Here is an 11438-nt window from a genome sequence, read left to right as displayed (position 1 = left end):
ATTCAGATCCATGTTACCGATAACGGCAAAGGTTTAGATAAAGGGATGCAACAAAAAGTACTCGAACCTTTCTTCACCACTAAGCCCCAAGGCACAGGTCTGGGCCTTGCGGTAGTGCAATCTGTAGTGGCCAATCATGGTGGAAAAATGCAATTGCGCTGTGAAAAAGGCAAAGGTTGTAAGGCATCATTACACTTTCCTAAATTAAACATCTCGATGCTACAGCCTGACTCACAGGTTTCTGTGACAAATTCAGTATCCGCAGAGGAGGGGCTAGACCATGTCTGAAGGTAAATTATTGTTGGTTGAAGACGATCATTCACTCCGGGAAGCTCTGGTAGACACCTTGTTGCTGGCGCAATATGAATGTGTCGATGTAGCTTCGGCCGAAGAGGCGATCATTAAACTCAAGACTGAATCTTTTGACCTCGTCATCAGCGATATACAGATGCAGGGGATAGGCGGCATAGGTCTACTTAATTATCTTAGTCAGAACCAGGCTCAGCTGCCTGTGTTATTGATGACAGCTTATGCAACCATAGATAATGCGGTCAATGCCATCAAACTCGGTGCGGTAGATTATTTAGCCAAACCCTTCGCTCCTGAGGTGCTGTTGAACCAGGTTTCTCGATATCTGAAACCTAAGATAGTTGAGAATATGCCCATTGTCGCCGATGAGAAGAGCCTTGCCTTGCTAAATCTTGCTATGAAGGTGGCGGCATCGGATGCTTCGGTGATGATCATGGGGCCCAGTGGTTCGGGTAAAGAAGTACTGGCTCGATACATTCACCAACATAGTAGCCGTAATAATGGCCCTTTTATCGCGATAAACTGTGCCGCAATACCCGAAAACATGTTGGAAGCCACCTTATTTGGCTATGAGAAGGGCGCATTTACTGGTGCCTATCAAGCTTGCCCGGGTAAGTTTGAACAGGCACAGGGAGGCACGATATTACTCGATGAAATTACCGAGATGGATTTAAGCCTTCAGGCTAAATTGCTACGGGTATTGCAAGAAAGGGAGGTTGAACGCCTCGGAGGACGTAAAAGCATAAAGTTAGATATCAGGGTGCTTGCAACGTCCAATCGTGATCTAAAAGCGGTGGTCGCGTCAGGGGAGTTTCGTGAAGATCTCTATTATCGCATTAATGTCTTTCCACTCACCTGGCCGTCATTGAGTCAGAGGCCGGCAGATATTTTACCTCTGGCCCGTCATCTCTTGACTCGCCATGGTGCTAAATCTGGATTAGCACAGATCCCGACTCTGGATGAAACAGCCTGTAGACGGTTACTGACCCATAGATGGCCTGGCAATGTCAGGGAGCTCGATAATGTGATTCAACGCGCCTTGATCTTGATGACGGGACAACTGATTGTGGGGGCGGATATCATTCTCGATACTCAGGAAGTGTTCATTAGCCAGATACCGGTAGAGCAGCAATTACACGCGACGAAAAAACCAGCAGAACTCGATGCGTTAGGCGATGAGCTTAAGGCCCAGGAGCATGTGATCATTCTTGAGACGCTAAACATGTGTCAGGGCAGTAGGAAACGGGTTGCCGAAAAACTGGGGATCAGTGCTAGAACGCTCAGATATAAGATGGCCAAAATGAGAGACATGGGCATAGAGATCCCCGCATAGAACACACTTTTCCCTAGGTCCTAGCGCCGAGATAACAGGTCCTAGGAACTCCCCTCCACTTTAAACTCTGTCTTAATGCTACGGCTTACGACTTAGAACTCGAGACCCTGCCGACCGACTTCCCTTCTCCTGCCTAATCAATACTTGGCAACGTTTTTGCATGTTATTCTCTAACAGTTAATTTCGTCAACTATTCGTCACTTAGCGCATTCAGTAAGACGATGGGGATAAAAATATGCAGATTGGAGCCAACTCATTATTACAAGAGATGCAGTCTCTTAGTGGTGAAATTAAACCTTCTGGACTCAATTCCGGTTTCGGTTCACCGATCAGCCAACAAGTCAGTAATACCTCAGGTAGCGATTTTGGTCAGCTGCTGTCTCAGGCTATCGGCACCGTTGGCGAGCTTCAAGCGAATTCTGGCTCATTGGCCACCCGCCTAGACATGGGAGATACCAGGGTGACTCTTTCCGATACCGTCATCGCCAGAGAGAAGGCCAGTGTCGCATTTGAAGCGACGATGCAAGTTAGAAACAAGCTAATTGAAGCGTATAAAGAGATTATGAGCATGCCTGTATAGTGATGGCCAATATGCTAAGCAATATATATGATAATTAATATAATAAACGGGTAACAATTTTGAGCACTGACATGGTAGTAGGTTCTGAGTCTACGTTGGCAAACGATAAGCTGGCGGGTGGAGTCCAGGAAGAAAATAAATCCGGCGGCAGTATGTTTGGCGGGACTGATATGCTGCGCCAGATCACCATGATTCTCGCGCTCGCGATCTGTTTAGCATTGGCTGTATTTGTGATGCTGTGGGCACAAGAGCCGGAATATAGACCGCTTGGTAAAATGGATACCCAAGAGATGGTCAAGGTGTTAGACGTCCTAGATAAAAACAAGATTAATTATCAGATCGATGTCGATATCATCAAGGTACCCGATGATCAGTACCAAGCTGTTAAGTTGATATTGAGCCGCGAAGGGATCGATGGTGCTTCGCGCCCAAATGACTACCTGAGTAAAGATAGTGGTTTTGGTGTGAGCCAGCGAATGGAGCTGGCCAGGCTCAAGCACAGCCAAGAGTTAAACTTGGCCAGAGCAATTGAAGAGCTGAGAAGTATCAGCAGAGCCAAGGTTATTCTGGCTATTCCCAAAGAGAACGTTTTTTCTAGAAACCGTGCCAAACCCAGTGCCACTGTGGTTCTCAATGTTCGCCGCGGCGGACTCGGTCAAGAAGAAGTCGATGCCGTGGTCGATATCGTTGCGTCTGCCGTTCAAGGCTTAATCCCGACCCGTGTCACTGTGACAGATTCAAATGGTCGGTTATTAAACTCGGGTAGCCAAGATGCGGTATCGGCAAGAGCCCGCAGAGAGTCAGAATTAGTCCTGCAAAAAGAGGCGGAATACCGGACTAAGGTGCAATCAATCCTCATGCCTATCCTAGGGCCTGAACATTTTACATCTCAAGTCGATGTCACCATGGACTTTACCGCGGTAGAGCAAACTTCGAAGCGTTACAACCCAGACCTGCCAGCCCTTAGAAGTGAAATGACGGTGGAGAATAATTCAAATGGCGGCAGTGCATCGGGGATCCCCGGCGCCTTATCTAATCAGCCGCCTATGGAGAGTGATATTCCACAGGATGCGTTAAATACTGACTCACAGTCAAATTCAGCGAGTGGTGGCGCATCACATCGAGAAGCCACCAGAAACTTCGAACTCGATACTACCATTAGCCATACCAGACAGCAGGTGGGGATGGTAAGGCGTGTCAGTGTGTCAGTTGCCGTGGATTATAAAACGGGCGCCGTTGGAGAAGATGGTCAAATCAATCGAGTGCCGAGAACTCAGCAGGAGTTAGCCAATATTCGCCGCTTGCTAGAGGGAGCCGTTGGTTTCAGTACGCAAAGAGGTGATGTGCTAGAAGTGGTTACCGTTCCCTTCATGGATCAGCTTATCGCAGAACTACCGGCTCTTGAGCTGTGGGAACAGCCATGGTTCTGGCGAGCATTCAAGCTGGGCATGGGCGGGGTGATCATTCTTGCATTAATCATGTTTGTTGTTAGGCCCATGCTCAAACGTCTTATTTATCCCGACAGCGTCAGTATTCCCGATGAGCCTAAATTTGGTGATGAACTGGCTGAGATCGAAGATCAATTCGCATCCGATACCTTAGGCATGCTCAATCGTCCAGAAGCCGAATACAGTTATGCAGATGACGGTTCGATTTTGATACCTGATCTTCATAAAGATGATGATATGATTAAAGCTATTAGGGCGTTAGTCGCAAATGAGCCTGAGTTATCTACCCAAGTGATAAAAGGTTGGTTACAACAAGATGAGCAATAATTCAGACAATGGCGCCAAAGCCGACAATGTCGATCAGCTAACCGGCACTGAGAAAACGGCAATATTACTCTTGAGTCTAAGTGAAGCGGACGCTGCGTCAATTTTAAAACACTTGGAGCCTAAGCAAGTTCAAAAGGTCGGCATGGCGATGGCTGCCATGACGGATTTTGGCCAGGAAAAAGTCATAGGCGTGCATAAGCTATTTCTTGACGAAGTTCAAAAGTACTCATCTATTGGCTTTAACAGTGAAGAGTTTGTCCGTAAGGCCTTAACGGCGGCGTTAGGTGAAGACAAGGCCGGCAATCTGATCGAACAGATCATCATGGGCAGTGGGGCTAAGGGGCTGGATTCACTCAAGTGGATGGATCCTCGTCAAGTGGCGACCATAATACAAAATGAACACCCGCAGATCCAAACTATCGTGCTTTCCTATCTGGAACCCGATCAGGCGGCAGAAATTGTTGCCCAATCTCCGGAGAATACTCGTCTGGATCTTATGATGCGCATCGCAAATTTAGAAGAGGTTCAACCCGCAGCACTGCAAGAATTAAATGATATCATGGAGAAACAGTTTGCCGGTCAAGGCGGGGCTCAGGCTGCTAAAATGGGCGGCTTGAAGGCGGCTGCAGATATCATGAACTATCTGGACACCAATGTTGAGAGTCAGCTCATGGAGACCATGAGAGAGTCAGACGAAGAGATGGCGCAACAAATACAAGATCTTATGTTTGTCTTTGAGAATCTGAGTGATGTGGATGACATAGGTATTCAAGTGCTGCTGCGCGAAATTCAACAAGATGTGTTGATGAAGGCACTCAAGGGAGCCGATGATGTACTCAAAGATAAGATTTTGGGTAACATGTCGAAGCGAGCGGCAGAGTTGTTACGTGATGACTTAGAAGCCATGGGGCCTATCAGGATCAGTGAAGTCGAAGTCGCTCAAAAAGAGATCTTATCTATCGCCAGGCGTTTAAGTGACAGTGGTGATATTATGTTAGGCGGTGGCGGCGGTGAAGAGTTCTTATAATGAAAACGGATAGTGAAGCTAAGCCGACAGACAATGAGTCTGGTCAATCCGAGGTCGAGTACACACATTGGCAGATCCCTGATGTTACAGTTGCTGCTGGCGAAGGTGTTTCAAACTTGTTTGGTCGTACCAGCGTACATAAAACCACAGTGGAGGAACCCCAATCTTTTTTACCGCCGACATTAGCAGAGATTGAAGAGATCCGTGAGCAAGCCGAACAGGAAGGCTTTGCTCAGGGCAAAGAGCAAGGTTTTCAGTCTGGCGCTGAATCGGGCCGATTAGAGGGCTTGAAACAAGGCCATGAAGAGGGACTTAAACAGGGAATAGAGCAAGGTCATAGTGAAGGCGTCGAGCAAGCCAAGGTGTTAATCTCACGATTCGAGTCCTTGCTGCAACAATTTGAACAGCCTTTAGCCCTGTTAGATACCGAGATTGAACAAGAATTACTCTCCCTGACGATGAAATTAACCCGCGCCGTGATTGGTCACGAGTTAAAAACTCACCCCGAGCACATTTTGGCAGCATTGAGGCAAGGGGTTGATTCACTGCCGCTGAAGGATCAAGGGATCACCATTCGCTTGCATCCCGATGATCATCATTTGGTTGAAGAACTCTATAGCGCCAATCAGTTGCAAAAAAATCGCTGGGAATTGGAAGCCGATCCGAGTCTGTCACCTGGTGATTGCATCATCAACAGCCAGCGAAGTCGCGTCGATATGCGACTCGAGCAGAGGATAAGCACAGTGCTGGAGGAGATGGAGCATCATGTAGAGCATCTCAATCAATCCCAAGAGCAGCAACAGCAGGCCTTAGCATCCTATAGTCAGGATGCCAAACAGAATGTGACGGATACAGCTTCGGAGCAATCCGAGCTTGAGCCTGGTTTACAACAAGAGACACTTAGCACTAATGAAAACGTGTCAGCAGCTAAAGAGTCAGAGGGCGTAAAACAAGATGAGCAACCGCCAAAGTCAGTTACTGAATAAAATCAAACGGCAACATGATAAGGTTTATCCATTTGTCGCCGAAGCCAGTGGTCAGTTGATCCGGGTGGTAGGCTTAACGCTCGAAGCCATCGGTTGTCGGGCTCCGATAGGCAGCCTATGTAGCATAGAAACCTTGGCTGGAGATCTGGTCGCCGAGGTGATAGGTTTCGACGATGAACTGCTCTATTTAATGCCGATAGAAGAGCTTAGAGGCGTCTTACCCGGCGCCAAGGTCACCCCCTTAGGTGTGCAAACCGGACTCAGTGTCGGCCTGTCATTATTAGGCCGGGTACTCGATGGCAATGGTCAACCCTTAGACAATCTAGGCCGATTGCAAACCGATCAAAAAGCGCCAAAACATTCCCCCATTATCAACCCCTTAGCCCGAAGAGCCATCACTGAGCCTCTGGATGTCGGGGTTCGAGCGATCAATGCCATGTTAACTGTCGGCAAGGGTCAAAGGATGGGACTGTTTGCCGGTTCTGGGGTGGGCAAGAGTGTGTTACTGGGCATGATGACGCGGGGCACGACCGCCGACATCATAGTCGTGGGCTTAGTCGGAGAGCGTGGCCGGGAAGTTAAAGAGTTTATCGAAGAGATCTTAGGTGAAGAGGGACGTGCACGCTCTGTGGTGGTGGCAGCGCCCGCCGATACGTCTCCACTCATGCGGCTTCGAGCCTGTGAAACTTCAACCAAGATAGCAGAATACTTCAGAGATTTAGGCTATAACGTATTGCTGCTTATGGACAGCTTGACACGCTATGCCCAGGCACAAAGAGAAATCGCACTCGCGGTCGGTGAGCCTCCCGCAACCAAAGGCTACCCGCCTTCGGTGTTTGCTAAGTTACCCAAGCTGGTCGAAAGAGCGGGCAATGGTGGTCCGGGCCAAGGTTCTATCACGGCATTTTATACCGTATTAACCGAAGGCGATGATCTTCAAGACCCGATTGCCGATGCGGCCAGGGCGATCTTAGATGGACACATAGTCTTGTCGAGATCATTAGCCGATTCTGGTCATTACCCCGCCATCGATATCGAAGCCTCTATTAGCCGTGTTGCCCCTATGGTGATCAGCACCGAGCATCTGGAGTCAATGCGCCGTGTAAAACAGGTGTATTCGCTGTTTCAACAGAATAAAGATCTGATTTCAATCGGGGCATACACTCAAGGTAGCGACCCTAGGATCGATAATGCGATACGGCTTCAACCGGCGATGAACGCCTTTTTAAGGCAAACGATGAAGGAGTCGCTCAGTTTTGATTCCAGTCAGCTGATGCTTTCTCAGTTGAGTGCCCAGTGTAAGGTATGATCAGAATCTAGTGTCTAGATTCTAGGGACTTCTTTTATTTCAGGAATAACTATGGCTAAGCAGGACCCGCTTCATACGGTATTGAAACTGACGAGCGAGGCGGAAGAGCAGGCGGCACTACAGCTGCAATCGGCTCAATTAGCACTGCAAAAATGCCAGAGCCAACTCGAGGCGCTGCAAAACTATCGCTTGGATTATATGAAACAGATGGAGAGCCATCATGGCAAGAATATCAGTGCCAGTTATTATCATCAATTTCACCAATTTGTACGCCAAGTAGACCAAGCCATCACCAAGCAGCTTACTTCGGTCGCTGAAGCGGATACTCAGAGAAATTATCGACAGCAGCATTGGCAAGAGAAACAGCAAAAACGTCGGGCGGTTGAATTATTGTTAGAACAGAAGGCAAAGAGGGCAAGAACAGCAGAGATGAGACTCGAACAAAAGATGGTGGATGAGTTTGCATCACAGATGTTTTATAGAAAAAAAGTTCGCTGAAACAAGATTTTTTTGCTGCAGTTACCTGGCTAAATACCCCTGTTTATATTGGCATGTTTATTGCTAATATATCGATAACCAGTGAGCATTTATTTTTTTGCCACTATTTTGACAAAGCCTTTGGCGAGATAGCGCTGGCGTCAGTGATTTCTCTTGAAAAATAGCGTTTATCTTGATTGGACATCAGCCTTGTTGGAGGCTTAATGCAGAACATGACGAATATACTCTCAACGAATAAAGAAAACAGATCCGATAATCTCGCAGTTGGTGGCATAAAACAGGGGGATAATAGTCGTACTCATTCATCTGAAAATAACGATTTTTCTTTGGCTTTAGAACAAGCTAGCACTCAGGAGAAAGAGTCAACTCGAGCTGAAAATATCGATATTGAAACCAGATTGGCTAAAGATGCTCCCCAGCTAGCGGGATCGGCCGATGAGTCTGAGAGTGAGGCCCAAATGGGCGGTAAGGACGTCGATGTCAATCATGTGCTGGCGCAAATAAATTGGGCCAGTAAGCTAGAGGGAAATACTCGCCTAGATAACAGCGGCGATATCTTGCCGCTGCAAGGCAATGAGAACACGACAAGTGATTCAACATTCGATGATTATTTACTCGCTGTGGTAAATGATACTGAAAATACAGATTTCAATCTTGCAGCTGCAGAGTCTAAACAAGGTGAACCATCGCAGTCGGCATCTCTTATCGATGCAGAGGCTCAACTCTTAAACCCTAATACTCAACAGCCACTAGATCAAAATCTTATCGATAAGCTGGTACAAGAGTCGGGTTTATCCGAGGCGGAATTATCAGAAATAGCCCCTGAAAACTTGATTCGACTCATCGCGACTGTGACAAGTTCAGAGTTTCAGCCTGGCAGCATGAGCTCAGCTGCTAGCGTTGGCAGTCGTGAGGGCAGCGAAAGCGGGAGTGCGGGTCTGAAACAAGCGCACAATACCTTGCCATTGTCTGAGGCACAAACCTCTGATAAGTCGTCCGGAGCAAAGGAGGTAGCCAAAGTGACCCAGTCCCAACAAGCTGCCGGAATTGACGTGTTAACCCGCACTGAAAATCAAGCTGAGCAAGGTAAAGATAAGCAGTTTAGTGCCATTCTAGGCGAAAAAAATCAATTGGAACAATCTTCTATGCTGCAAGGGGGCACTAAGCTAACTGCTGAAGCAACCGCGAAGGCTGAGCAACAGCTCAAAGGGGCTGAGTTATCGGTACAGCTCAATCCATCCAAGGCCAATCTAGAGGCCTCTGCAACATTAGTGGACACGACATCCACGGCAAGCATAGACAATAAAACCTTAGCTGAGATGCACATCGGCTCAAGCCCACAGAGTAAAGCTGACACTCCCCAGTTTCAGCTGGTATCAAGACAGAATAATGACACTCAGAGTCAGATGCAGGAGATGATCCAGCGTTTTTCTCCCGTGATGAAGCAGCAGCTAGTGACCATGGTGAGTCAGGGGACCTTGCATGCCGAGATCAGGTTAGACCCGCCTGAGTTGGGGCCATTAGTGGTGAGAATTCAGGTTCAGGGCGACCAGACTCAAGTGCAGTTTCATGTGGTCCAGCCTCAGACCAGAGATATTGTCGAGCAAGCATTACCTAGGTTGAGAGAGATGTTAGCCGAACAGGGGTTACAGCTCACAGATAGTCAGGTTTCTCAGCAAGATTCAGGCAAAAATCAAGGCGAAGCAGATCATTCGGAGCGGTCACAAGAGGCTTATGACCTAGAAATGGATGAAATATCTACAGATGAGCCATTATTAAGCTTAAATCAGGCATCTAGTTATCGTTCAGCTATAGATTATTACGCATAAGCAGGTAATCTATAGCAAAATTAGATCCTTGATGGGTATTAGCACATTATCTCTAGATCCATTATAGAAACATAGCAGCAGAGTTAAGCTTAAAAGGGAAATGAAATGGCCGAAGAAGAAGCCTTAGAGCTCGAAGACAATAAACAACCGAAAAGTAAGCGGAAACTAATTGCTTTCGGCGTTATCGGTCTGGTAATAGTGTTAATCATCGCCGCAGCTTTGTGGTTTTTCATAGGGGCAAGCGATGGCTCTGCCGACAGTGATAATGCAGATGGCGCCGCAGAAACTCAAGAGCCGGTGAATGTAGGCGCAGCTTACTATGTGGGAATGCCCAGACCATTCCTGTTTAACCTCCCTGGGGCAAGCCGTTCCAGGCTGGTAGAGATCAAGGTTCAGTTGATGGTACGTGGTGCTGACGATGGTATATTAATTAAGAAACACATTCCCTTGATTGAAGATGCACTACTGACGACGTTTAGCAGTGCCGATGTGCAAAAATTAACTAGCCTAGCCGGTAAAGACGAGATGCGTCAATTGGCCTTACTCAATGTTCAGAATACGCTACAACCTGTGACTGGGCGTAAAGTCGTAGAGAAAGTCCTGTTTACCGGTTTCATTATGCAGTAGTGCATGAGAACGACCTCAGAATAATGTGTAGTTGTTGATTTTCGCTAATCAGGTTTCAAGTCGCGCTTGTATGAGTTAGCGAGTTCCCCTATTTTTGTTTAATAAAGGCGTTATTGTGAGTGATCTTTTAAGCCAAGACGAAATTGATGCGTTACTGCATGGTGTAGATGACGTAGATGACGATGAAGATGAAGAGAATGAATCTGAAGCACGCTCCTATGATTTTTCTTCTCAAGATCGCATCGTTCGTGGAAGGATGCCGACCTTAGAGATCGTCAATGAAAGATTTGCCAGGCACTTGCGTATCAGCATGTTTAATATGATGCGCCGCGCAGCTGAGGTGTCGATCAATGGCGTGCAGATGCTCAAGTTTGGTGAATATGTTCACACGCTGTTTGTTCCTACCAGCCTAAATATGGTGAAATTTAGTCCGCTCAAAGGAACGGGTCTCATCACCATGGAGGCAAGATTAGTCTTCATCTTAGTGGATAACTTTTTTGGTGGAGATGGCCGTTTTCATGCCAAGATTGAAGGTCGTGAATTCACGCCAACAGAGAGACGCATAGTACAACTCTTGCTAAAAATAATCTTCGAAGACTATAAAGAAGCGTGGGCCCCTGTGATGGATGTTGAGTTTGAATATCTTGATTCAGAGGTTAACCCGGCAATGGCAAACATCGTCAGCCCAACCGAAGTGGTCGTGGTCAGTTCTTTTCATATCGAAGTGGATGGCGGTGGTGGAGACTTCCACATCACCATGCCTTATTCCATGATAGAGCCCATACGTGAACTGCTCGATGCCGGTGTGCAGAGTGATACCCAAGATACAGATATGCGTTGGTCTTTGGCATTGAAAGACGAGATCATGGATATCAAGGTAGGCATAGACGCCACCATAGTGGATCAAGAGATCACCCTTAAAGATGTGATGGAGTTTAAAGCCGGCGATATTATTCCTGTAGATTTGCCCGAGCATATTGTGCTGCGCGTCGAAGATCTACCCACCTATAGGTGTAAACTGGGCAAGACCAGAGACAATTTAGCCTTGCGGATCATTGAGAAAATTCCACGACCGGAAACCGTCAAAACGGAATTGAAATTGGTGACACGTAAGAACAAGAGTAGAGATATTTCTGAATTATAAATCCTATCTTAGCCAAGGAAT

Annotated in this window: 11 protein-coding genes; all 11 read left to right on the top strand. The window is 47.1% G+C overall.

Annotated elements, in window-relative coordinates; translation table 11 throughout:
- Positions 1–288, top strand: a 288-nt coding sequence (locus HRU42_RS14015) for an ATP-binding protein (RefSeq protein WP_295031944.1), incomplete at its 5' end; no start/stop codon positions are given.
- Positions 281–1642 (top strand): sigma-54 dependent transcriptional regulator, encoded by a 1362-nt coding sequence (locus HRU42_RS14010; RefSeq protein ID WP_295031943.1) that lies wholly within the window; start codon positions 281–283, stop codon positions 1640–1642. The genes HRU42_RS14015 and HRU42_RS14010, both read left to right, overlap by 8 nt.
- 235 nt (positions 1643–1877) lie before the next feature.
- Positions 1878–2222, top strand: coding sequence for a flagellar hook-basal body complex protein FliE (gene fliE / locus HRU42_RS14005; protein ID WP_295031942.1), 345 nt, complete (start codon positions 1878–1880; stop codon positions 2220–2222).
- A gap of 71 nt (positions 2223–2293) precedes the next feature.
- Entirely contained in the window at positions 2294–3997 is a 1704-nt protein-coding gene (fliF, locus tag HRU42_RS14000) for a flagellar basal-body MS-ring/collar protein FliF (protein ID WP_295031941.1), read from the top strand.
- The gene (fliG, locus tag HRU42_RS13995) at positions 3987–5024 is read left to right on the top strand and encodes a flagellar motor switch protein FliG (protein ID WP_295031940.1); all 1038 of its coding nucleotides are present in this window, start codon (positions 3987–3989) and stop codon (positions 5022–5024) included. The genes fliF and fliG overlap by 11 nt, the downstream gene beginning before the upstream one ends.
- A complete protein-coding gene (fliH, locus tag HRU42_RS13990; RefSeq protein ID WP_295031939.1) occupies positions 5024–6010 on the top strand; it encodes a flagellar assembly protein FliH in 987 nt (328 codons plus the stop codon). Before fliG ends, fliH begins: the two co-directional genes overlap by 1 nt.
- The gene (fliI, locus tag HRU42_RS13985; RefSeq protein WP_295031938.1) at positions 5979–7319 is read left to right on the top strand and encodes a flagellar protein export ATPase FliI; all 1341 of its coding nucleotides are present in this window, start codon (positions 5979–5981) and stop codon (positions 7317–7319) included. Before fliH ends, fliI begins: the two co-directional genes overlap by 32 nt.
- A 51-nt stretch (positions 7320–7370) precedes the next feature.
- Entirely contained in the window at positions 7371–7817 is a 447-nt protein-coding gene (gene fliJ, locus HRU42_RS13980) for a flagellar export protein FliJ (RefSeq protein ID WP_295031937.1), read from the top strand.
- A 1406-nt stretch (positions 7818–9223) separates the two neighbouring features.
- Positions 9224–9646 carry a flagellar hook-length control protein FliK gene (locus HRU42_RS21180; protein WP_367227183.1) on the top strand — a complete coding sequence of 141 codons (423 nt, stop codon included), beginning with the start codon at positions 9224–9226 and terminating at the stop codon, positions 9644–9646.
- A 105-nt stretch (positions 9647–9751) separates the two neighbouring features.
- Positions 9752–10273, top strand: coding sequence for a flagellar basal body-associated protein FliL (fliL, locus tag HRU42_RS13970; protein WP_295031935.1), 522 nt, complete (start codon positions 9752–9754; stop codon positions 10271–10273).
- A gap of 115 nt (positions 10274–10388) precedes the next feature.
- The gene (gene fliM / locus HRU42_RS13965; protein WP_295031934.1) at positions 10389–11417 is read left to right on the top strand and encodes a flagellar motor switch protein FliM; all 1029 of its coding nucleotides are present in this window, start codon (positions 10389–10391) and stop codon (positions 11415–11417) included.
- The last annotated feature ends 21 nt before the right edge of the window (positions 11418–11438 follow it).

Source organism: Shewanella sp., from assembly GCF_013214165.1.
Taxonomy (GTDB): Bacteria; Pseudomonadota; Gammaproteobacteria; order Enterobacterales; family Shewanellaceae; genus Shewanella.
Note: the sequence above shows the minus strand (reverse complement) of the source record. Positions and strands in the feature narration are given on the sequence as shown.

What these genes read in the sequence shown, in the direction of transcription:
- HRU42_RS14010 (WP_295031943.1), top strand. Translation starts at nt 281, where the DNA reads ATGTCTGAAGGTAAATTATTGTTGGTTGAAGACGATCATTCACTCCGG.
- fliE (WP_295031942.1), top strand. Translation starts at nt 1,878, where the DNA reads ATGCAGATTGGAGCCAACTCATTATTACAAGAGATGCAGTCTCTTAGT.
- fliF (WP_295031941.1), top strand. Translation starts at nt 2,294, where the DNA reads ATGGTAGTAGGTTCTGAGTCTACGTTGGCAAACGATAAGCTGGCGGGT.
- fliG (WP_295031940.1), top strand. Translation starts at nt 3,987, where the DNA reads ATGAGCAATAATTCAGACAATGGCGCCAAAGCCGACAATGTCGATCAG.
- fliH (WP_295031939.1), top strand. Translation starts at nt 5,024, where the DNA reads ATGAAAACGGATAGTGAAGCTAAGCCGACAGACAATGAGTCTGGTCAA.
- fliI (WP_295031938.1), top strand. Translation starts at nt 5,979, where the DNA reads ATGAGCAACCGCCAAAGTCAGTTACTGAATAAAATCAAACGGCAACAT.
- fliJ (WP_295031937.1), top strand. Translation starts at nt 7,371, where the DNA reads ATGGCTAAGCAGGACCCGCTTCATACGGTATTGAAACTGACGAGCGAG.
- HRU42_RS21180 (WP_367227183.1), top strand. Translation starts at nt 9,224, where the DNA reads ATGCAGGAGATGATCCAGCGTTTTTCTCCCGTGATGAAGCAGCAGCTA.
- fliL (WP_295031935.1), top strand. Translation starts at nt 9,752, where the DNA reads ATGGCCGAAGAAGAAGCCTTAGAGCTCGAAGACAATAAACAACCGAAA.